The organism is Kushneria sp. AK178, from assembly GCF_053903105.1.
On the sequence record NZ_CP096381.1, the window covers coordinates 2,018,367 to 2,038,718 of the forward strand.

At 58.1% G+C, this 20,352-nt stretch carries 22 protein-coding genes and 2 tRNA genes; 6 read left to right on the forward strand and 18 right to left on the reverse strand.

What is annotated here, in order from left to right; translation table 11 throughout:
- Positions 1–120: 120 nt before the first annotated feature.
- Both M1D97_RS09125 and M1D97_RS09130 read right to left on the reverse strand, forming a co-directional pair.
- On the reverse strand, positions 121–1,242 hold the full coding sequence (locus M1D97_RS09125; RefSeq protein WP_456267432.1) for a polysaccharide export protein: 1,122 nt from the start codon (positions 1,240–1,242) through the stop codon (positions 121–123).
- A 639-nt stretch (positions 1,243–1,881) separates the two neighbouring features.
- Complete coding sequence (locus M1D97_RS09130; RefSeq protein WP_456267433.1) at positions 1,882–2,265, reverse strand: histone-like nucleoid-structuring protein, MvaT/MvaU family; 384 nt, start codon at positions 2,263–2,265, stop codon at positions 1,882–1,884.
- A 416-nt stretch (positions 2,266–2,681) separates the two neighbouring features.
- Between M1D97_RS09130 and dinB the strand changes: the two genes are divergently transcribed.
- On the forward strand, positions 2,682–3,725 hold the full coding sequence (dinB, locus tag M1D97_RS09135; RefSeq protein WP_456267434.1) for a DNA polymerase IV: 1,044 nt from the start codon (positions 2,682–2,684) through the stop codon (positions 3,723–3,725).
- Positions 3,726–3,756: 31 nt separating this feature from the next.
- Here the strand turns inward: dinB and purU are convergent, their stop codons facing one another.
- On the reverse strand, positions 3,757–4,611 hold the full coding sequence (purU, locus tag M1D97_RS09140; RefSeq protein WP_456267435.1) for a formyltetrahydrofolate deformylase: 855 nt from the start codon (positions 4,609–4,611) through the stop codon (positions 3,757–3,759).
- Positions 4,612–4,817: 206 nt separating this feature from the next.
- Between purU and M1D97_RS09145 the strand changes: the two genes are divergently transcribed.
- On the forward strand, positions 4,818–6,380 hold the full coding sequence (locus M1D97_RS09145; protein WP_456267436.1) for a ribonuclease J: 1,563 nt from the start codon (positions 4,818–4,820) through the stop codon (positions 6,378–6,380).
- 99 nt (positions 6,381–6,479) lie between these two features.
- Here the strand turns inward: M1D97_RS09145 and M1D97_RS09150 are convergent, their stop codons facing one another.
- The 12 genes from M1D97_RS09150 to M1D97_RS09205 form a co-directional block, all read right to left on the reverse strand.
- Positions 6,480–6,770, reverse strand: coding sequence for an H-NS family histone-like protein (locus M1D97_RS09150; protein WP_456267437.1), 291 nt, complete (start codon positions 6,768–6,770; stop codon positions 6,480–6,482).
- Positions 6,771–6,896: 126 nt separating this feature from the next.
- Positions 6,897–7,886 (reverse strand): GTP 3',8-cyclase MoaA, encoded by a 990-nt coding sequence (gene moaA / locus M1D97_RS09155; RefSeq protein WP_456267438.1) that lies wholly within the window; start codon positions 7,884–7,886, stop codon positions 6,897–6,899.
- Positions 7,883–8,335, reverse strand: coding sequence for a molybdopterin synthase catalytic subunit MoaE (gene moaE, locus M1D97_RS09160; RefSeq protein WP_456267439.1), 453 nt, complete (start codon positions 8,333–8,335; stop codon positions 7,883–7,885). The genes moaA and moaE overlap by 4 nt, the downstream gene beginning before the upstream one ends.
- A 22-nt stretch (positions 8,336–8,357) precedes the next feature.
- Positions 8,358–9,161 (reverse strand): cyclic pyranopterin monophosphate synthase MoaC, encoded by an 804-nt coding sequence (gene moaC / locus M1D97_RS09165; protein ID WP_456267440.1) that lies wholly within the window; start codon positions 9,159–9,161, stop codon positions 8,358–8,360.
- The gene (locus M1D97_RS09170; protein ID WP_456267441.1) at positions 9,158–10,393 is read right to left on the reverse strand and encodes a molybdopterin molybdotransferase MoeA; all 1,236 of its coding nucleotides are present in this window, start codon (positions 10,391–10,393) and stop codon (positions 9,158–9,160) included. The genes moaC and M1D97_RS09170 overlap by 4 nt, the downstream gene beginning before the upstream one ends.
- The gene (gene mobB, locus M1D97_RS09175) at positions 10,386–10,952 is read right to left on the reverse strand and encodes a molybdopterin-guanine dinucleotide biosynthesis protein B (protein ID WP_456267442.1); all 567 of its coding nucleotides are present in this window, start codon (positions 10,950–10,952) and stop codon (positions 10,386–10,388) included. Before mobB ends, M1D97_RS09170 begins: the two co-directional genes overlap by 8 nt.
- A gap of 73 nt (positions 10,953–11,025) precedes the next feature.
- Positions 11,026–11,607 (reverse strand): molybdenum cofactor guanylyltransferase MobA, encoded by a 582-nt coding sequence (mobA, locus tag M1D97_RS09180; RefSeq protein WP_456267443.1) that lies wholly within the window; start codon positions 11,605–11,607, stop codon positions 11,026–11,028.
- An 8-nt stretch (positions 11,608–11,615) separates the two neighbouring features.
- Entirely contained in the window at positions 11,616–12,245 is a 630-nt protein-coding gene (upp, locus tag M1D97_RS09185) for a uracil phosphoribosyltransferase (protein ID WP_456267444.1), read from the reverse strand.
- Positions 12,246–12,395: 150 nt separating this feature from the next.
- Positions 12,396–13,097, reverse strand: a complete 702-nt coding sequence (gene ung, locus M1D97_RS09190) for a uracil-DNA glycosylase (RefSeq protein ID WP_456267445.1) — start codon at positions 13,095–13,097, stop codon at positions 12,396–12,398.
- Positions 13,098–13,099: 2 nt separating this feature from the next.
- Positions 13,100–13,588 (reverse strand): xanthine phosphoribosyltransferase, encoded by a 489-nt coding sequence (gene gpt, locus M1D97_RS09195; protein WP_456267446.1) that lies wholly within the window; start codon positions 13,586–13,588, stop codon positions 13,100–13,102.
- Positions 13,589–13,628: 40 nt separating this feature from the next.
- A complete protein-coding gene (locus M1D97_RS09200) occupies positions 13,629–14,180 on the reverse strand; it encodes an adenine phosphoribosyltransferase (protein WP_456267447.1) in 552 nt (183 codons plus the stop codon).
- A 125-nt stretch (positions 14,181–14,305) separates the two neighbouring features.
- Positions 14,306–14,914 (reverse strand): riboflavin synthase subunit alpha, encoded by a 609-nt coding sequence (locus M1D97_RS09205; RefSeq protein ID WP_456270202.1) that lies wholly within the window; start codon positions 14,912–14,914, stop codon positions 14,306–14,308.
- A 266-nt stretch (positions 14,915–15,180) separates the two neighbouring features.
- On the opposite strand from M1D97_RS09205, the gene M1D97_RS09210 reads away from it, so the two are divergent.
- The 4 genes from M1D97_RS09210 (at position 15,181) to M1D97_RS09225 (ending at position 18,354) form a co-directional block, all read left to right on the forward strand.
- Positions 15,181–16,224 (forward strand): methionine ABC transporter ATP-binding protein, encoded by a 1,044-nt coding sequence (locus M1D97_RS09210; RefSeq protein WP_456267448.1) that lies wholly within the window; start codon positions 15,181–15,183, stop codon positions 16,222–16,224.
- Positions 16,205–16,858: a methionine ABC transporter permease gene (locus M1D97_RS09215; protein WP_456267449.1), complete on the forward strand. Its 654-nt coding sequence runs from the start codon at positions 16,205–16,207 to the stop codon at positions 16,856–16,858. The genes M1D97_RS09210 and M1D97_RS09215 overlap by 20 nt, the downstream gene beginning before the upstream one ends.
- Positions 16,859–16,983: 125 nt before the next feature.
- On the forward strand, positions 16,984–17,802 hold the full coding sequence (locus M1D97_RS09220) for a MetQ/NlpA family ABC transporter substrate-binding protein (protein WP_456267450.1): 819 nt from the start codon (positions 16,984–16,986) through the stop codon (positions 17,800–17,802).
- A gap of 66 nt (positions 17,803–17,868) precedes the next feature.
- Positions 17,869–18,354: a GAF domain-containing protein gene (locus M1D97_RS09225; protein WP_456267451.1), complete on the forward strand. Its 486-nt coding sequence runs from the start codon at positions 17,869–17,871 to the stop codon at positions 18,352–18,354.
- A 46-nt stretch (positions 18,355–18,400) separates the two neighbouring features.
- Here M1D97_RS09225 and M1D97_RS09230 read toward each other — a convergent pair.
- The 3 genes from M1D97_RS09230 to glpK form a co-directional block, all read right to left on the reverse strand.
- Positions 18,401–18,477, reverse strand: a tRNA-Val gene (locus M1D97_RS09230).
- Between the two features lie 46 nt (positions 18,478–18,523).
- Positions 18,524–18,600: transfer RNA gene (locus tag M1D97_RS09235), tRNA-Val, on the reverse strand.
- A 232-nt stretch (positions 18,601–18,832) separates the two neighbouring features.
- Entirely contained in the window at positions 18,833–20,341 is a 1,509-nt protein-coding gene (glpK, locus tag M1D97_RS09240) for a glycerol kinase GlpK (RefSeq protein WP_456267452.1), read from the reverse strand.
- Between the last annotated feature and the right edge of the window lie 11 nt (positions 20,342–20,352).

The following is a 20,352-nucleotide window of genomic DNA, read 5'->3' on the forward strand; positions in this document are numbered from 1 at the left end:
TATCACTGATTCCATTTACGAAATGGTACATGAGCATATCTGTCAGTTTTATGCAGCGCTCATTTCCGATACTGCCGCTTCAAGAGTTGCGCTATCCGTGCACCGGATAGCGCACAACCCTTAAAGGTCGTTGTAATCATCAACCGAGCCGATCGACTGACGCGTCAGGTTGGTCGAGGGCAGTAGCTGACTGATAACACGGTTCCAGCGAGTGATTGGTGCAGTTGTGACATACACAATATCCTGCGGCTCGAGCTGGAATTCCGTGCCAATAACGAACGAAGCTGCGTTGCTGGCATCGAGCTGGTAGACCGTAGCCATCTTGTCACCCGGCCCACCCTGCCTGATAACGAAGATACCCGAAGCTCTTGCTTCCACTTCATCGATGCCACCGGACTGGCTCAGCGCATCAACCAGACTGAACCGATGGCCTCCCATCGGCAAATCCTGAGGTCTAAGTACTTCACCCAGAACATAAACCTTCTGTGAGCCGACATCAGGAATATGCAGCACATCACCATCTTCCAGCAGGCGGTTCTGGCTCATCTGTCCGTTTTGAAGCATGTCATAGACGTTAATGATCTCTTCCTGACCATTATTGTGCGTCAATACGACATGATGCCAGTCGGCGTTCTCGTTAAGGCCACCTGCGCTGGTAATGGCATCAAGTACCGTGAGCGGTGTATTGGTAATCGGCTGCTGGCCGGGATTGGACACCTGTCCGCTTACATAGGCCTTCTGGGACTGGAAACTGGCGATATTGACTTCGACTTGAGGCTCGGCGATGTAGTCCGCCAGTGCTGACGATATCTGTCTGCGTACCTCCGACACGTTTTTGCCAGCGACCTGTAAACGCCCCACATAGGGATAGAAGATGGTGCCATCACTGTGCACCACATTCCCTGTTTCTACCGGGCTGCGCTCGCCACCTGCAGGGATCGTCAGTTCGGGATGGTCGTAAACAACGATATTGAGAATATCGCCCTTGCCAATTCGATAATCATAATCCCTGGCATCGAACTTCAGCTCTTCAGATGCCTCTTTCAGGCTTCGCTGGGAGCTGACCTCCTTGCGCGCAGCATTTTGCGCCTGCACAAGACCAAAGGTGATGGGCTGGACATCTACCAGATCATCGATGGGTGGCCCCGACTGTTCATAGGGCATATCACTGCCGGGAGAAAAGGCACAACCTCCCAGCACAAGGGAACTCCCCAACAAGGCACAACTCAGCAGCCGCTTCATTAACCGCTTACTCCTGTCAAAATTATTCCGGCGCCTGGACACGCTACCGCCACGGAATGTTCATACTGGCGTGTTTCCGAGGCCATAAGATACCGCCGATGTCGCTTTTCTACCCGACGCCTGTCGGGCGGTATCGCATGATGCAGCAGTCCATGACTGCAAGTCGAATCGACGCCTCAATAACATGACCTGACCTGATTAAAGAAATCGGCAAAAGAGCCTGCAGCCTTTAATTAAAGGTCAGATAAAATTATTCAGACTTCTGGATTGCTGTCGATGCTATCAGACCCCCATGGGCGGGGGTATGCTGCTTTGCGCATCATTATTTCGGAATTCTACAGCACCAGCATCCTGCCGGCCATTAATCGCACTCCGTTTTGTGAATCATCATGTCACGCCATGTTACATGAAATTCTGGGAGCACTCGCTTCATCGACGCTTCGACGGCAGACTGAATATTTTAAACACAGGATATGACAGGATTTGTGCAGGACACATCATGCCCTCAAGAAAACGTCGCCTAGAGTCACAATAGCACGACAGACCTGCAGTGGGATAACCGTATATCCACTTATCGAATCGATGTAAAGCGGCAGGTATAAAAAAGGCCGCTTATAAAGCGGCCTTTTGACAATGCTTCTACTCGGTACGTTCAAGCCATTGCTCGACCGTGTCGTTACCGTATTCTTCTTTCCATGCCTTGAGTGTTTTCTGATTACCGCCGCGGGTTTCCACGACTTCGCCGGTATGTGGATTACGATACACTTTCAGCTTGCGCTTGCGCCGGCCCGCCCCCTGACTTTCGGACGCGGATGGCTGCCCTGCAGCGGGCTGTTCGCTGCCGGGATCAAGAATCCCGATGACATCAGCGGCTGTCTTGTTGTGGGTCTGCATGAGTTGCTCAAGCTGTTCCTTGAACTCAAGCTCACCCTTGAGCCTCTGATCCTGCTCGAGCTGCTGCAACTCATCACGCAGTTGCTTCAGCAGTTGTTCCTTTTTCATGTATTCATTTAACAGCGACATTACCGACCTCTTCAGCTAATACACATCTCTTGATGAGATGTCGACCCTGCGGCCCATTAAAATAGTTTTAACCTCTGATTTTTGGATAATACGTCAAAACAAAAGCACTTTAAAGTAAAATCTGGCGTTAAAGCTCCCTGAATGACTATCAACGTTATATAACTGTGCCATATCTACCATTATTAATATTAGGCAAATATGCCGAAATGACTCGGTAATGAGAAAGGCGCACTGCATCTACGCTGAGTTGCTTAGTGGTATATTATTACTCATTGCATTGAGGCAGGCGAGATATTATAGCGCCAAGGGGGCGGCAACCATCCAGGGTAATGCTCTTTTCATGGTTCAGGCATCCCTGTTTACAGTCCGGCAGGTCTATAGTATGTATATTCATACAGACATTTTCGGGATTCGTGATGCGCAAGATACTTCACGCTGACTGCGACTGTTTCTATGCAGCTGTCGAAATGCGTGATAACCCCTCCCTGATAGACATTCCCTTGGTGATCGGCGGGCGATCAGAGCACCGGGGGGTCGTAGCGACGTGCAATTATCCGGCTCGTGAATACGGTATACGCTCCGCCATGTCCATGGCACAGGCGAAAAGGCTCTGCCCACACCTGCAACGCCTGAGCCCCGATTTCGACAAATACCGTCGGGTTTCGCATCAGGTACAGGAGATATTTCGCGAGCTGACGCCCGTTATCGAGCCACTATCACTCGATGAAGCCTTTCTGGATGTCTCACACGTCAAACGCATGCAGGGTAGCGCTACCTGGATGGCAAAATGGCTCAAACAGGAAGTGCAACGACGCGTGGGCATCACCATTTCCGTAGGGGGCGCCCCCAACAAGTTTCTTGCCAAGATTGCCAGTGACTGGGAAAAGCCCGACGGTCTTTACGTCATCCCCCCTGATCGAATACCGGCATTTCTGGATCATCTCTCCATTACCAGACTTCATGGTGTGGGGCCGGCGACGGCGAAAAGGCTCGAAGCACAGGGGATTCATACCTGCCGGGACCTGAAGGCCGTCGAACTTGCGACACTTCTGGAGGAATTCGGCAAGTTTGGCGGACGCCTTCATGAACTGGCTCGAGGCATCGACGAACGTCCGGTCAAGGTCGAAAGAGAGAGAAAGTCCATCAGCGTGGAAACCACGTTCGATCGTGACCTCCCCGGCATGACGGCATGCCGTGAAAAAATCGCCGACCTCGTCACACGTCTGGAAGAGCGCATCGCACGTTATCAGCATCCGGCGATCAACAAGCTTTTTGTCAAGATACGCTTTGATGACTTTTCGATCACCACCATGGAGAGCGCGGGCCAGGTCCCCGAACTGGAACGTTTCCTGCCACTGTTTGATACGGCCTGGCAACGAGCGGAACGTCCGGTAAGGCTACTGGGCGTTGGCGTCAGACTGATATCAGAAGATGCTCAGCGGCAGCTGGGCCTTTTTTGAATCACCGGCCAGCTGCCGTCGATACCGGCATTCAGGAGAAAACGACTGTCTTGTTGCCGTCGATCAGCACCCTGTCCTGTAGATGCCAGCGCACCCCCCGCGCCAGCACGGATTTTTCTATATCCCGTCCCAGCCGGACCAGATCACTGGTGGTATGACAATGCGTCACGCGCTGGATGTCCTGCTCGATGATGGGGCCGGCGTCCAGCTCCTGAGTCACATAGTGACAGGTAGCACCGATCAGTTTTACGCCACGCGCATGCGCCTGATGATAGGGTTTTGCTCCGGCAAAGGAAGGCAGAAAGCTGTGATGAATATTGATGATCTGCCCGCTGTAACGCTCGCACAGCGAAGGCGGAATAATCTGCATGTAACGTGCCAGCACGATCGTATCGGCCCGACTGTCTTCAATCACACGCTCGATATCTGAAAAGGCAGACGCCTTGTCATCAGCGAATACCGGAATATGGTGATACTCGATGCCGTGCCATTCGACCACGCTGCGCATATCGTCATGATTGGAAATCACGCCGACGATATCGCAGTCAAGCTCGCCGGCCGTCCAGCGATACAGAAGATCCACCAGGCAGTGCGACTCACGTGACACCATGATCATCAGGCGTCGACGCCTTTGCTCGCCGTCGCGCCATTGCCACTGCATGTCGAACTCTTCGGCAATTTGTGCAAAGTCGCGACGAAAGGCATCACTGCCAGCATCCATGTGCCGGGTCTCGACTTCATAGCGCATGAAAAAGCGCCCGGTTTCCAGATCGGAGTGCTGATTGGCTTCGGTAATAGAGCCACCCTTCTCGGCGATAAACGACGAAACACGCGCCACAATACCAACACGATCAGGGCAGGTTACCACTAGACGACAAAGGGACATCAGGCTCACGCTACTTGTTCAAAGGCAGGAATTGTAGCGAATTCAGAGGCTTTTGAGCAGTGTTCGTTGTGACCATCTGACGCGTTGCGTATAGTTGATGACAAACCATTGCCGGACCCGCCATGGATCAGACTCGCGTACAAGTTCGTCCCCGTCGCCGTTCCGAGATTGAACTATTACCGCTTGGCGGCTGCGGTGAAATCGGCATGAATCTGATGCTTTACGGTTTTCAGTCTCGATGGCTGATCGTCGATTGCGGCATGGCCCTGCGTCAGGACCTCCCTGATACGCCCCTGCAGATCCCCGATCTCTCTTCGCTGTCAACGCTTGGCATCCGGCCTGAAGCCATTGTCATCACGCACGGGCATGAGGATCATCTTGGCGCGCTGGGCTGGTTATGGCCCCGCCTTGGCTGCCCGATATATGCAACGCCTCTGGCAGCAGGCATCGCGCGGCAAAAGCTTGTGGAACAGGGTCTGGCAACGGATGCCATCAGGGTTTTCAAACCCGGCGCAAGCTTTGATGCGGGCCCCTTTTCCGTACAAAGCATCAACGTTGCCCACTCCATACCCGAAAGCGTTTCACTGCTGCTGGAAGTTGATCGACACCGCATCCTGCATACCGGTGACTGGAAAATCGATCCTCAGCCGGTACTGGGAGCCCGGACGCTCGAGCAGGACTTCACCAGCATTGCGCCCGTTGACCTCGTGGTGGGTGACTCTACCAACGCCACGGTAGAGACGCATTCGCGCAGCGAAGGCGACGTGGCAGCCACGCTCGAACAGCTCATGGCAGGGTGTGAAGGACGTATCGTGGTCAGCTGTTTTGCCAGCAACCTGGCCCGCATTCTCGCAACAGGACGTGCGGCACGCCGCCATCATCGACGCATCGCCCTGCTGGGCCGGGCAATGGAAAAGATGGTACGGCTGGGACGCGAGCTTGGCTATCTGGATGATTTTCCTGAGACGGTCCCACTGTCCGATATTGGCTACCTTCCTTCAGAAGAAATCCTGATTCTGGCAACCGGAAGCCAGGGCGAGCCTCGTGCGGCCCTCTCGCGCCTGGCCGCCAACCAGCACTTCGCCCTCGAGATCGATCCCGGCGACTGCATCATTTTCTCGTCGCGCGCCATTCCCGGCAATGAAAGGGCGGTCACGCGACTCCAGCAGGCCTTCACGCAAAGGGGCGCGCAGGTATTCAATGATGAGACACACCCGGGCCTGCACGCCTCCGGTCACCCCGGGCGTGATGAACTGATTAGCCTCTACCAGTGGGTTCGCCCTGCTCATCTGCTGCCCGTACATGGCGAAACTGTCCATCAAAAGGCGCACTGCGACATTGCCGAAACGCTGGGTATTGAGAGCGTCATGCAGCCCGTCAACGGTCAGTGGCTGCGCTGGAACGGCAAGCGCATGACCACGCAGGATACGCTGACCCTGTCACCGGTGATCATCTCTCAGCGCAAGCGAGCCAGAAAGCCCTCAAAACGCCAGAACGATACGGTCATTGTACTGCCGGTCAGTTATCAGGCTGATACACAGCAGTGGCAACGGATAGGCAGGATGCTGATCGATAGTCAGATCGACGCCTTCGTGGATGAGGAAACGCTGGGAGACTGGATGGATATCACTCTGGAGGGAATGACGGCACAAACGCCCCGGGAGCTATCGCATCGGCTCGAAGAACTGGCCGCTCAGTGGCTCAGGGAACAGCTACGACAATCATCCAGCGTCACGATCGATGTCGTCGATACCACCCTGCAGCAATAATGCCGGCCCCTTATTGATAAAAGCCGTGCAGCCATCACGGCTTTTCATGAAAAACGGGTAATCCACGCAGGGAATATGATGCCGGATAACCGGGGCTGCTCAGGCATTGGCATCCTTGGGGGGCCGGCCTCGACGCTTTTTGGGCTGCTCGTTGCCGACAAGATCGTTAACGGACAGACCGGCATCCGTCATGGCCGCGCGAATTTCGGCAAGCTTCTGCTCCTTGCTGGCCTCTTCTTCGCGGCGCTTTTGCTCTTCTTCCTGCTTTTGTGTCATCACCTCATCAATGATTTCCGACAGCTTGCTCAACTGTTCCATGCTCAATTGGCGCGCCGCGGCTCTTGCAACATTCTTGTTGCGGGCGATCTTTTCCAGTGTCTCTGTCGACATATCCATCACTCCAAATAAAAGACATGGTTTTCCAGTAGTATATACCCTGAAAAAGGGTTATCAATTATTCAGCGTAAAGAAAAGGGCCAACATGTGTTGGCCCTTTTTCCATAAAAGCGCAGTGCCCTAGCCGCCTGTCATATTCATGAATCTAACGATCTGCACATCACCATCGGTCGTGAAATGATGGCGATGAGGCTTGAGTGACATCGACTCGCGAATGCGCTGTTTCAAGGGTTCTATTTCACCCGGATTCGCCCGAATGACTTCACGTAAATCCGTGGAGTGCTCATTGCCAAGACAAAGCAGCAGCCTGCCCTCACAGGTCACGCGCACCCGGTTACAGCTGTCGCAGAAATTGTGGCTGTGGGGCGAAATAAACCCGATGCGCGAATCGCTGTCGGCCATTCGGCAGTAGCGCGACGGCCCGCCCGAGCTTTCCGGAGAATCCAGCAGCGGATAGCGGCTTTCAATGATGTCGCGCACTTCATCGCTGGAGCAAAAGGTTTCCTGACGCGAATGTTCCGAGACCTCCCCCAGCGGCATCTCCTCGATAAAGCTGATGTCGATCCCTTCATCGCGAGCGAACTCTACCAGATCCAGTATTTCGTCATCGTTGCGCCCCTTCAGGATAACGGTATTAAGTTTGATACGCTCAAAGCCTGCCTCCTTTGCAGCGCGAATACCGTCGATGACCTTATCAAGATTACCGGTACGGGTGAGCTCCTTGAAACGCTCGGGTTTCAGGGAGTCCAGGCTGATATTGAGTCGCTGCATGCCTGACTGGCGCAGTGACGGTGCATAGCGTCTCAACTGGGCACCGTTGGTCGTCATGGTAAAGTCACGAAGCCCCTCCAGCGCCCCGATATTACCGACCAGCTCATCAATGTTACGACGAACCAGTGGCTCCCCACCGGTCAGACGAATCTTTTCCACACCCAGCTCGGTAAAGGCCTGCGCAACGAGCGAGATTTCCTCGATGGAAAGTACCTGATCACGAGGGAGAAAGGTCATCTCCTCACTCATGCAGTAGACGCAGCGAAAATCGCAGCGATCCGTTACGGAAATGCGGACATATTTGATACGACGATCAAAATCATCAATCAGTTCACTCATTGCTGCTCCCAGCGCTTCAACGACGCCAGATCGCTTTCACGCTCGCTGACCCAGTAAGCGCCATTATGGGTATGTTCCTTTTTCCAGAAGGGCGCACTGGTCTTTAAAAAATCCATGATAAAGGCGCAGGCCTCGAAGGCGGCATGACGATGCGCCGTGCTGACAAGTACCGCCACGATATCGTCTCCGGGCGTCATGTAACCGATACGGTGAACCACGATGACATCATTGATCTGCCAGCGCGCGTGCGCCTGCTCAACGACCTCTTCCAGCGCCTTTTCGGTCATGCCCGGATAGTGCTCGAGCGTCAGTGCCGTCACATCCGGCGATTCATTGAAATCCCTGACCCGACCCACGAAGCTGACCACGGCGCCGGTACCGTGACTGCCTTCCGAAAGGCTTTTGTAGAGTGCACCGATGTCGAAAGGCTCATGCTGAATCGTAATCATGTCGTGCTGCTGATGGTCATGATCAGCCTCCGGTAACGGGCGGGAAAAAGGCGACCTCATCGCCGGGGTTTAGCGATACATCCCCCTGCACCATCTCGTGATTGACGGCACAAAGCAGGCGCGGCTGGTCCAGCGCCTGTGGTGCATCAACCTGCGTTTTTACCCACTCCTTGAGTGCCATCAGTGTAGGAGACGATAGATGCCCTGGTAAAACACTCAATTTTTCGATACCCAGACGCTCCCGGAGCTCGGCAAAAAAGCGTATCCGGATGGCTGCTTCACTAGATTTTTCCGGATATTCAGCGGCATCAGCATCAGGCGTTACGGCGTCACCGGAGGCCGTGTCCGACGACGCCTTTCTCTCCCAGACGCCCGAACGCCCGCCGCTTTTATGCTCAAGGCGTACATCCATGATCTCCATGCCACGATCCACGGCCTTGCACATGTCATAAAGCGTCAGACAGGCCACGGACACGGCCGTTAACGCCTCCATTTCGACACCGGTGCGCCCTTCAAGACGACAAAAGGCGCTGACACGAACGCAATGGGCATCGGTATCAAGCTCAAAATCCACGGTCACTTTCGAGAGCATCAGCGCATGACACAGCGGGATCAGCTCATGGGTGCGCTTGGCAGCCTGAATGCCGGCAATCCGCGCTGTGGCCAGCACATCGCCCTTGGGCATGTCGCCATCGGCAAGAAGCCTTAATGTCTCGGGCTGCATGACAATACGACCGGTGGCCACGGCTTCACGGTGACTGTCCTGCTTGTCCGAGACATCGACCATGCTGGCCTCACCCCGTTCATTAAGGTGGGTCAAAGTCATATCAATTCTCCAAGCGGTTGTATGGTCACGGGGGCGCCGGCGTCGCAGGCGGCCCTGTCAGCGGGCAGCTCTATCAGGCAGTTGGCGTCATAGAGTGAACTCAAACGATGCGAGCCCTGCTCTTTCAGGACAGTCACGCTGATAATCCCCTGAGCATCGACATGATAGCGACCCCGCAATAGATCAAGACGACCATACCGACCTTTCAGGGGCTGTTCGCTGATGGCATGCCATTTGACCGCCTCCCAGTGCGCCCATCCGCTAAGCTGTCGAAACAAGGGCTGCACAAACTGCATGAGCGTCACCAGGGCCGCGACGGGATTGCCGGGCAGGCCAAAAAACGGCACCTCTCCGATATGGCCAAAAGCCATCGGCTTGCCGGGGCGCATGGCGACCCGCCAGGACGTCACCCGGCCCAGCTGCTCGATCGCAGCACGCACCAGATCCGCCTGACCTGCCGATACCCCCCCGGAGGTAATGATCAGATCGGCCTGACTACTGGCGCTGGAAAGATAAGTCACGCTGTCGTCGAGACGGTCAGGCAGTATATCGGTCATGACGATATCTGCCCCCCAGCGCTTCAGACAGGCGGCAAGACTGAAGGCATTGGCATCGAAAAGAGAGGCAGCAGCGTCATCATCGCCTCCGGCACGCCGGAGCTCATCGCCACTGGAAAAAATAGCCACTCTGGGGCGACGATGCACTTCGAGATGCGCATGACCCAGTGAGGCGGCCATACCGAGCTGAGCTGGCCCCAGAGGGGTACCCGGCACAAGCACACGATCCCCCACGGCGATCTCCTCACCGGCATGACGAACGTTCTGCCCTGCTCGAACGGACTCGGGCCGGGACAGCTCGACCTCGTCGCCACGGGTGACGATTTCTTCCGCCATGACCACCGTGTCACATCCGACCGGCAGGGACGCGCCCGTGGTGATGGACACCGCCTCGCCCGATGCGATCGCTGATTCAAAGGGGTGGCCGGCCAGCGCCTCCCCGACCAGCCTGAACGTTTTACGGTCCTGGTAGGCGAAGGCGATACCGTCCATGGCAGACGCGGTATAGCGCGGTAGCGGCAGCGTGGCCACGATCGGCTCGGCAAGAATGCGATCCACGGCCTGCGTCAGCGACACACGCTCCGTCGCCACCGGCATCGGCGCTGCAGCCCTGATATGGGCCAGCACCTCGCCGACATCAAGCAGTGTCTGCTGGCTGCCAAAACAATCACTCATGACGCGGCCCCCGGGCCATGTCCTGCCACCGGGACGGCCAGGCAACCAGCCAGTCCAGCAGGGCGACATGATCATCAAGATTCAGACGCTCCACGCCCTGCGGCAACGTCACTTCATCGGTGGTGGCCACTGCCCGTATCCAGGGGTCTTCAAAGGCGCGCAGCGACTTGCCCACGGCGTTACGATAAAGCTCAAGCTTGGGCAGGGGCCACTGCTTGAACCCCTCGATCAGCACCAGATCCGGCGACAGCGCCAGCACCTGATTCAGCAGGGTCGGCAGGCAGGGCTCCTCCTGCCCGGGGGTTTCCATCATCAGGGCAAAACGCTTGCCGGAAGCCACCAGCATGGGCGCCGCCCCCGCCGTTCGAAGACGGTGACTGTCCTTGCCCGGGACATCGACATCAAACTCATGATGGGCATGCTTGATCACGGCCACATTGAGACCGCGCGCGCGCAGAGCAGGCAGCAGGGCTTCCAGCAGCGTTGTCTTGCCCGTACCACTCCAGGCCGCAATGCCCAGCAGTGGTGTGTGAATCTCGGAAAGGGTCAGCTGCGTCATGGTACCTGACAGAACAAGGCAACACGGTTACCTGCCGACGGTCAGACCCGGCCCCGCATGGCCCGTGACATGATCATCGACCAAAGGCGTCCCTGTCGCTGGGTGTGTTGATATTGACAAAGGCCCGGGCATTATCGAAATGACAGGCCGCATGCGGATGACGCGCATACCACTGATCGATCTTGCGCCCCCCGCCATTCAACCACTGCTCCAGATCATCAACCAGCGACCGCTTCACAAGGGCGATGGTGGGATGCGCCCGCACCTGATCGCTGGCGTAAACGATATCCACATCGTGGTTGGCAAGCGTCGTCCAGAGCGCCTCGACCAGGTCGTCGGGCAGCGCCGGCGTATCACAGGGCACCATCAGCACCAACGGCGTGGCTGCCGCTCTGAGTGCGGCATGAAACCCGGCCAGTGGCCCGGCACTGTCCGGTATGAGATCGGCAATCACCGGATAGCCCAGCGCGGCATACGCCTGATGATGGCGATTGGCATTGATCATGACCCGGGATACCCGGGGCGCCACCGCTGCCAGCACATGGCTGACCAGCGGCCGGCCGGCAAGTTCGACCAGCCCCTTGTCAACGCCGCCCATGCGCCGCCCCAGACCGCCGGCAAGCACCACACCGGTAATGCAGGCTCGGTTATCCATGAGTGCTGTCAGCGTGTGCCGAAGAGCTTGTCACCGGCATCGCCGAGCCCGGGGATAATATAGCCATGGCTGTCGAGGCCCTCATCGACCGCCGCCGTATACAGCTCGATCTCCGGGTGCGACCGGGACACGCGGGCGATGCCCTCGGGCGTTGCCACCAGTACAATGACCTTGATCTGACGGCAGCCCTTGGCCTTGAGCATGTCCAGCGTAGCGGCCATCGAGCCCCCCGTGGCCAGCATCGGATCCACAACGATGGCCAGACGCTCATCCAGATCCTGCACGAACTTTTCGAAATAGGGGACCGGCTCCAGCGTCTCCTCGTTGCGATAAAGCCCCACAACGCTGATGCGAGCACTCGGCAGCAGGGTCGTCACGCCATCAAGCATGCCAAGGCCCGCACGCAAAATCGGTACGACCGTGACCTTCTTGCCCCGAATCTGATCCACCTTCAGCGGCTTGCCGCTCCAGCCCTCGATGGTTTCCTCACCCAGCTCGAGCCCCTTGGTGGCCTCATAGGTCAAAAGGGTGGCGAGCTCGTTGGCCAGCTCGCGAAAGTGCTTGGTACTGATCCCCGCCCCTCGCAGCAGCCCAAGCTTGTGTTTGACGAGAGGGTGATCAATGGTATGAACATTCATGGTGATTGTACGACCTGATGGAAGAATATCACTGTCCCCTTTCTTCGATGGACAGCGCAAGTGTCCTCTATTCTACGCCGGCGCACGAAGGTGGTTAAGTCGCCATCCACCGACAATAGAGGACATATTGACACATTGACATGACGCTGATTAAGCGCTGGACAGCTGCTCGAGCGAGGGCAGACGCCAGTCGATGGGCGCCTCGCCCTTCTGCGTCAGAAAGGCGTTGGTTTTCGAAAAGTGCTGACACCCGAAAAAACCGCGATGCGCCGCCAACGGTGAGGGATGCGGCGCATGCAGTACCAGATGCTTCGACCGGTCCACGAAGGCCGCCTTTTTCTGGGCATAGCTGCCCCAGAGCAGAAAGACCACGTTGGTGCAGTGCTCGTTGATGACCTCGATGGCACGGTCGGTAAACGTTTCCCACCCCTGACCGCGATGGGCAGCGGCCTGCCCACGCTCGACGGTCAACACGCTGTTGAGCAGCAGCACGCCCTGACGCGCCCAGCTTTCCAGAAAGCCGTGATTGACCGGCTCAAAGGCCACCTCGTCGCTCTGCAGCTCCTTGTAGATATTGACAAGCGACGGCGGAATCGCCACTTCCGGACGCACCGAAAAGCACAGACCGTGCGCCTGGCCCGGCCCGTGATAGGGGTCCTGCCCCAGGATGACGACCCTGACACTCTCGAGCGGCGTCAGCTCAAAGGCGCGGAACCAGTTGTCGGAGGATGGATAGATGACCTTGCGCTGGTCCTTCTCATGACGCAGGAAGGCTCTCAGGGCCTGCATGTACGGCGCATCCACTTCGTCGCCGAGATAGCGGCGCCAGCTCTCGGGCAGCGGCAGGGCCATGGTTACTCCTTGCGGGTACGAAACTGATCCACCAGCGGCTCGACAAAGGAGACGCCCATGTCCCAGGGGAACTGGATCCAGGTATCCTGAGCCACTTCGGTGAGATACTGATCCACCATCGGGCGCCCTTCCGGCTTGGCATAGATGGTCACGAAATGCGCACGCGGCATCATCTCCCGCACCGCCCCGGCCGTCTTGCCGGTATCGACCAGATCATCCACCAGCAGCCACCCGTCACCGTCATGATCGATGCCCTTGAGCACGTTGAGACTGCTTTGCTCCATGTGCTCATAGCTTTTGATGCAGACCGTATCGATCAGGCGGATATCAAGCTCTCTTGCAATCAGGGCGGCCGGAATCAGACCGCCGCGGGTGATGGCCACGATGCCCTTGTAATCGCGCTCCATGAGCTGATGACACAGCATGCGGACGTCGCGGTGAAGGCGATCCCAGGAGATGGTGAACTGGTTGTGATAGCGCTCGGTACTCATTGAAATATCCTGTGTGTCGAGGGAGACACGTCTGCCCTGCTTATTCGTCTTCGGTAAAGGTGCAGGCTGCAAAGACGCTGTAGCCTTCGGCACGAATCATGTCACCGCCGCCAATCTCGGGCAGATCGATGATGGCGGCCGTTTCAACGATGATGCCGCCGCTGCGCTCGATCAGCCGAGCCGCCGCCAGCATGGTGCCGCCCGTGGCGATCAGATCATCCACCAGCAGGATCCTGTCGCCCTTTTGAAACGCATCCGAATGCAGCTCCACGGTGGACTCACCATACTCGAGACTGTAGGTCTCGCTGATGGTTCTGAAGGGAAGCTTGCCCTTTTTGCGCACCGGCACGAAGCTGCAGCCCAGCTCATAGGCCAGCGGCGCACCGATGATAAAGCCGCGCGCATCGATTGCCGCAATGGCATCGATATCAAGTTCCTGATAGCGATGGACAAAGCTGTCGATCAGCTTGCGAAAGGCAGCGCTGTTCTGCAGTACCGGTGTGATGTCGCGAAAGTTGACGCCGGGTTCCGGCCAATCCTTCACGGTACGAATCACCGACTTGATATAGTCGCCGTAAATACTTGTCGCCACGTTCAATCTCTCGTCGACCCATATGCAAAACGACCGGACAGTGCCGGTCGCTTTATATAAACAGTGTCATTTTACCCAATGGCACCCGCGCAAGCGACCCGCGCCGGCCACATCGGCACGTATTTTCACCCTCTTGCCGCCAGCACCCGCTCGACCGTCTCGACAATCATCTGCGTCTGGGGATCGATTTCGATATTGACGCCATCGCCGATCGCCCGGGCGCCGATCGTGGTGCGTGCCAGCGTATCGGGAATCAGATTGACACAGAACCGGTTGTCCCTCACCTCCCCAATGGTCAGGCTGATGCCATCGATACCGATATAGCCCTTGTCGAACAGAAATCTCGTCCATTGCGGAGGCAGCTCGAACCAGAGTCGGCAGTTGTTGGGCGCATCCTCGCGCGAGACAAGTGTGGCCATGCACATGACGTGCCCCGACATGGCGTGCCCGCCGATCTCGTCCCCCAGACGGGCCGCCCGCTCCACGTTGACATAATTCCCGACCTCGAGCGCGCCCAGATTGGTCAGGGCCAGGGTTTCGCGCATGAGATCAAACCCGATGTGCGCCCCGTCGATGGTCGTGACACTCAGACAGCAGCCGTTGTGCGCGACCGATGCGCCGTGAGCCAGCCCCTCGAGAAGCGGTTCGGGCATCTCGATAATATGGCGATTGAGTCCTTCCAGGCGCTCGATGGCGACCACCCGGGCCATGCCCTGTACGATACCGGTAAACATGATGGCCTCTTCGATAGATGAAACGTCCATGTTCGCCTGGTACAGCCACACTGTCACCCGGTGCTGAAGCCACCCTGTCACCGGTCGATACTGACGTCACGCACTCGGCGCTTTTTCATATCGCCTCGCCATGACGCGTGACGACGATGAATCAAGTATACTGTCGCGCCTTGTGCCCAGCACACGTTTCACGACGATCATATTCACCACGTCAGGTACGCGCCCGGTGGTGCAAGATCCAACTGCCTTTAAGACATTCCCATCCGATGATTCGACTTGAAAATGTGACCCGAGTATACGGTCAGGGCGCCAGGGCCGTGACGGCTCTCAAGGACGTTAACCTGGAAGTGGCCCCCGGCAGTATCACCGGCGTCATTGGTGTATCCGGTGCCGGCAAGAGCACGCTGATTCGGTGCGTCAATCTGCTCGAGCGCCCGACCCGGGGCCGGGTATTCGTGGCCGGCCAGGAGCTGACGGCCCTGAACAAGGACGCGCTGCGAAAGGCACGCCACGGCATCGGCATGATCTTTCAACACTTCAATCTGCTGGAGTCACGCACTGTCCGCGGCAATATCGGCCTGCCACTCGAGCTGATCGGTACGCCGCGCCGTGACATCGATCAGCGTATCGATGAGCTGCTGGCGCTGACCGGGCTTGATGAGCGCGCCAGTGCCTATCCGGCCGCCCTTTCCGGCGGCCAGAAACAGCGGGTGGCGATCGCCCGGGCACTGGCCAGCAATCCGAAGGCGCTGCTGTGCGATGAAGCCACCTCGGCACTCGACCCGCAGACCACCAGCTCTATCCTGGCGCTGTTGAGAGACATCAATCAGCGCCTGGGGCTGACCATTTTGCTGATCACGCACGAGATGGAAGTGGTCAGGACCATCTGCGATCAGGTCGCCCTGATCAGCGGCGGCGCGCTGGTGGAAACCTCGCCGGTGGGGGATTTCTTCACCCGCCCGGCGACCGAGGAAGGCCGCGTCTTTCTCAACGATTTCCTGCAGCTGGCCCCCTCCAATGCCCTGCTCCAGCGCCTGACGGACAGCGCCGGCCAAGACAGCCTGCCCGTGGTCCGGCTCACCTTTCGTGGTCAGTCACTGTCCAGCGAGCTGATGACACGGCTTGAGCAGCGCTTCGGCATCCGACTGCGCATCCTGCAGGCGCGCGTTGAAAACATTCAGGGCCGCACGCTGGGTCTGATGATCGTGGAGCTCGACGGCGCCGGGACCACCATCAACGCCGCCATGGATCACCTGCACACACTGGACGTTCAAACGGAGGTACTCGGCCATGTCCAGCGCCATGATTGATCGTATTCTCGACGCTGTTGTCGACACCTTCTATCTGGTCTTTTTCAGCGGGGTCATCGGCATCGCGCTGGGCATCGTGATGGGTGTGGCGCTCTATGTCACCCGGGAAAACCGCATCATGGCCCTGCCGGCACTCAACCGTGTGATCAGCCTGATCGTCAACGTCGGACGATCGGTGCCGTTTATCATCCTGATGCTGGCACTGGCGCCCTTTACTCGCTGGCTGGTGGGCTCCTATATCGGTACCACTGCTGCACTGGTACCGCTGAGCATTGCCGCCATTCCCTTTGTAGCGCGCCTGGTCGAGGGCGCCCTCAATGAGGTGCCCCACGGCCTGATCGAAGCCGCGGAATCGATGGGCGCGACCCCTTGGCAGATCATCACCCGTGTTCTGCTGCCGGAGGCGCGGGGCGGGCTGATCACGGCCGCCACCATCACCATCATCGCACTGATCGGCTATAGCGCCATGGCCGGCGCCATCGGTGCCGGTGGGCTGGGGGCCGTGGCCTACAACTACGGCTACTCCCGCTATAACCCGATGGTCATGCTGGTGACGGTACTGATCATGGTGGTCATGGTGCAGGGCGTTCAGATGCTGGGCGACTTCTTCGTCCATCGCAGTCGCCATCGCTAGCGCCAGATCATCCGCCGGCAACAACGCATTCCGAACAACAACGACGAGACCCACGGGCACTGATGATGGCCCGTTAAACCCTGTCGACAGCCCCGCCTGTCGACCCCAATGGAAGGATATTGCCCATGAAAATTTCACCGAAGGGGCTGGGCGCAGCCCTGGCAATCGGCGCCAGTGTCGCCCTCGCCGGCTGTGGCGGCCAGAGCGACGACGACAACACCATTCGTGTCGGCACCATGGCAGGCCCGGAAACGGCCCTGATGGAAACCGCCGCGGAAGTGGCTCAAAAGCAGTACGGACTCAACGTTGAAATCACCGAATTCAACGATTATGTCTCCCCCAACGCCGCGCTCGACGACGGCAGCATCGACGCCAACGCCTATCAGCACCAGCCCTATCTGGACACCATGATGGAAGACCGCGGCTTTGACTTCGTCGCCGCCGGCAAGACGTTCGTCTACCCGATCGGCGCCTATTCCGACAAGTATGACAGCATCGACGAGCTGCCCGAAGGCGCCACCATCGCCGTGCCCAACGACCCGTCCAACGAGGCCCGCGCCCTGCTGCTGCTGGCGCGTGAAGACCTGATCACACTGAATGATCCGCAGAGCCCGACCGCCACGCCGGATGACATCACCGACAATCCGCACAACTACCAGCTGCGCGAACTGGACGCTGCCCAGCTCACGCGTGCGCTGCCGGATGTCGACATGGCGTTTATCAACAGCACCTACTCGGTCGCCGCCGACATGACGCTGGATCAGGCGCTGATTGTCGAGGACGGTGATTCCCCCTACGTGAACCTGATCGTGGTGCGCCAGGGCGATCAGGACAGCGAGAAGGTGCAGCATCTCGTCGACGCCTTCCAGAGCCAGCAGGTCATTGACCGCGCCGAGGAGCTTTTCCAGGGCGGCGCCATCGCCGGCTGGGAAACCGACCAGTAAATCCCCATATGGCTGACCGGGGCCGGCCCATGCCGGCCCTTTTTGTTACCGCCACCGAGACGACGCATGAACGACACACGACCCACCACCGATTACGCCATGCTCGAGCGCCAGCTGAAGGCCCTGCTCGATACGCGGGACTGGATCACCAATACCTCGCAGATGACCGCCTTCATTTTTCAGCAGATTCCCGATCTGAACTGGGCCGGCTTTTATCTGCAGCGTGAAGAACGCGTCCTGCGACTCGGGCCGTTTCAGGGGCAGCCGGCGTGCAACCCCATCACCTTTGAAGAAGGCGTCTGTGGCGCCGCCGCGCGCACGCGCCAGACCCAGCGCGTGGAAGACGTACACGCTTTCCCGGGCCACATCGCCTGCGACGCGGCATCACGCTCGGAGCTGGTCATCCCGCTGATCAGCCATGATCGACTCTGGGGGGTGCTGGACCTGGACAGCCCTCTGCCCGGGCGTTTCGCCGTCGAGGATCAGGAAGGGATCGAAGCGCTGTGCCGGGTGCTGATGGAGCAGACTGATCTGCCCGATCTGAGCACCTGACGACAGGCCATAAAAAAACCCCGCCGAAGCGGGGTTTTTAATGTTCTGGTAGGACCGAGCGGATTTGAACCGCTGACCTCCACGATGTCAACGTGGCGCTCTAACCAACTGAGCTACGGTCCTTCAAATCGATATTCGCTGAAACCACCTGACTTTCCGTTTGAGGCAATGGTAGGACCGAGCGGATTTGAACCGCTGACCTCCACGATGTCAACGTGGCGCTCTAACCAACTGAGCTACGGTCCTGCTTCAAGGCGGTGCGAGTGCCGTTTCAACGCTGCGCTATTGTACTGATTTTCTTTGCGAGCGCAACCGTTTGACCACGGTATTGTTATAAAACATGCCCTTGCAGGAATCGACACCCTCTCCGGAGACCTCCGACAGGCGTCGATATCACGATCGACCCATCGTCGAAAACAGACCGGGCCTGCCGACAGGATCAGCAGGCCCGGGCATCAGCGCAGCGTGCTATTTGCTGTCACGAGTCGACGCGAAAGCCCATGGTGGCTTCGACCGCCTGCTTCCAGCCGTCGTAGAGCTCGTTGCGCTGCTTGTCGCTCATGTTGGGTTCGAACTTGCGCTCCAGCGCCCAGTACTCGGCGATCTCATCACGCGACTCCCAGAAGCCGACCGCCAGACCGGCCAGATAGGCCGCACCGAGTGCGGTGGTCTCATTGATCTCGCAGCGCAGCACATCCACGCCGAGGATATCGGCCTGGAACTGGGCGAGGAAATTGTTGGAGATGGCGCCGCCGTCGGTGCGCAGCTCGGCCAGCGCGATATCGGCATCGTTTTGCATGGCATACAGGACATCAGCACTCTGATACGCCAGCGACTCGACCGCGGCACGGATGAAGTGCTCCTTGGTCGTGCCGCGCGTCAGCCCAAACATGGCACCACGCACGTTGGAGTTCCAGTACGGCGCCCCCAGGCCGGTAAATGCCGGCACCATATAAACGCCATCGTTGCTGCCGGCACGCTCGGCGTAGGCTTCCGAGTCGGACGCCCTGCCCAGCATGCGCAGCCCGTCACGCAGCCACTGAATCACCGAGCCGGCCACAAACACGCTGCCCTCCAGCGCGTACTCCATCGTGCCCTCGACCTCCCAGGCCACGGTGGTCAAAAGCCCATTGTCGGAGGGCGTCGCTTCGGTACCGGTATTCATCAGCGTGAAGCAGCCGGTGCCGTAGGTGTTCTTGGCCATGCCGGGCTTGAAGCAGGCCTGGCCGAACAGTGCCGCGTTCTGATCGCCCGCCATGCCGGCAATCGGCACCTCGTGGCCGAACAGGTACTTCGGCAGTACGTGGCCGTAGACTTCGCTGTTGGACTTCACCTCGGGCAGCATGCTTTCCGGCACCTCGAACAGCTCCAGCAGCTCCTTGTCCCACTGGCGCTCGCGAATGTTGTAGAGCATCGTGCGCGAGGCGTTGCTCACGTCGGTGACATGCACCTTGCCGCCGGTCAGGTTCCACACCAGCCAGCTGTCGATGGTGCCGAACAGTAGATCGCCCTTCTCGGCCTTCTCCTTCACCCCCTCGACGTTGTCGAAGATCCACTTCAACTTGGTGGCCGAGAAATAGGCATCGATGACCAGCCCGGTCTTGTCGCGAATCATGTCGGCATGGCCGGCCTCTCGCAGCTCATCGCAGATCTCGGCGGAGTGGCGCGACTGCCAGACGATGGCGTTGTAGACCGCATGCCCCGTATTCCTGTCCCAGATCACCGTGGTTTCACGCTGATTGGTAATGCCGATCGAGGCAATGTCGCTGACATCGACTTCCGAGTTATTGATGACCTCGGCCAGTGTGGTCAGCACGCTGGTCATGATTTCACGCGGATTGTGTTCGACCCAGCCCGGACGCGGGAAGATCTGCTCGAATTCGCGCTGAGCGATGCCCGCCACACGGCCTTCATGGTCAAACAGCATCGAGCGCGAGCTGGTCGTTCCCTGATCGATGGCGAGAATGTACTTTTTCTGCTGGCTCATGGGTATCAACT

Bases quoted from the DNA above. Each gene is read 5' to 3' on its own strand.
- M1D97_RS09125 (WP_456267432.1), bottom strand. From the start codon at position 1,242: ATGAAGCGGCTGCTGAGTTGTGCCTTGTTGGGGAGTTCCCTTGTGCTG.
- M1D97_RS09130 (WP_456267433.1), bottom strand. From the start codon at position 2,265: ATGTCGCTGTTAAATGAATACATGAAAAAGGAACAACTGCTGAAGCAA.
- dinB (WP_456267434.1), top strand. From the start codon at position 2,682: ATGCGCAAGATACTTCACGCTGACTGCGACTGTTTCTATGCAGCTGTC.
- purU (WP_456267435.1), bottom strand. From the start codon at position 4,611: ATGTCCCTTTGTCGTCTAGTGGTAACCTGCCCTGATCGTGTTGGTATT.
- M1D97_RS09145 (WP_456267436.1), top strand. From the start codon at position 4,818: ATGAATCTGATGCTTTACGGTTTTCAGTCTCGATGGCTGATCGTCGAT.
- M1D97_RS09150 (WP_456267437.1), bottom strand. From the start codon at position 6,770: ATGTCGACAGAGACACTGGAAAAGATCGCCCGCAACAAGAATGTTGCA.
- moaA (WP_456267438.1), bottom strand. From the start codon at position 7,886: ATGAGTGAACTGATTGATGATTTTGATCGTCGTATCAAATATGTCCGC.
- moaE (WP_456267439.1), bottom strand. From the start codon at position 8,335: ATGATTACGATTCAGCATGAGCCTTTCGACATCGGTGCACTCTACAAA.
- moaC (WP_456267440.1), bottom strand. From the start codon at position 9,161: ATGACTTTGACCCACCTTAATGAACGGGGTGAGGCCAGCATGGTCGAT.
- M1D97_RS09170 (WP_456267441.1), bottom strand. From the start codon at position 10,393: ATGAGTGATTGTTTTGGCAGCCAGCAGACACTGCTTGATGTCGGCGAG.
- mobB (WP_456267442.1), bottom strand. From the start codon at position 10,952: ATGACGCAGCTGACCCTTTCCGAGATTCACACACCACTGCTGGGCATT.
- mobA (WP_456267443.1), bottom strand. From the start codon at position 11,607: ATGGATAACCGAGCCTGCATTACCGGTGTGGTGCTTGCCGGCGGTCTG.
- upp (WP_456267444.1), bottom strand. From the start codon at position 12,245: ATGAATGTTCATACCATTGATCACCCTCTCGTCAAACACAAGCTTGGG.
- ung (WP_456267445.1), bottom strand. From the start codon at position 13,097: ATGGCCCTGCCGCTGCCCGAGAGCTGGCGCCGCTATCTCGGCGACGAA.
- gpt (WP_456267446.1), bottom strand. From the start codon at position 13,588: ATGAGTACCGAGCGCTATCACAACCAGTTCACCATCTCCTGGGATCGC.
- M1D97_RS09205 (WP_456270202.1), bottom strand. From the start codon at position 14,914: ATGTTTACCGGTATCGTACAGGGCATGGCCCGGGTGGTCGCCATCGAG.
- M1D97_RS09210 (WP_456267448.1), top strand. From the start codon at position 15,181: ATGATTCGACTTGAAAATGTGACCCGAGTATACGGTCAGGGCGCCAGG.
- M1D97_RS09215 (WP_456267449.1), top strand. From the start codon at position 16,205: ATGTCCAGCGCCATGATTGATCGTATTCTCGACGCTGTTGTCGACACC.
- M1D97_RS09220 (WP_456267450.1), top strand. From the start codon at position 16,984: ATGAAAATTTCACCGAAGGGGCTGGGCGCAGCCCTGGCAATCGGCGCC.
- M1D97_RS09225 (WP_456267451.1), top strand. From the start codon at position 17,869: ATGAACGACACACGACCCACCACCGATTACGCCATGCTCGAGCGCCAG.
- glpK (WP_456267452.1), bottom strand. From the start codon at position 20,341: ATGAGCCAGCAGAAAAAGTACATTCTCGCCATCGATCAGGGAACGACC.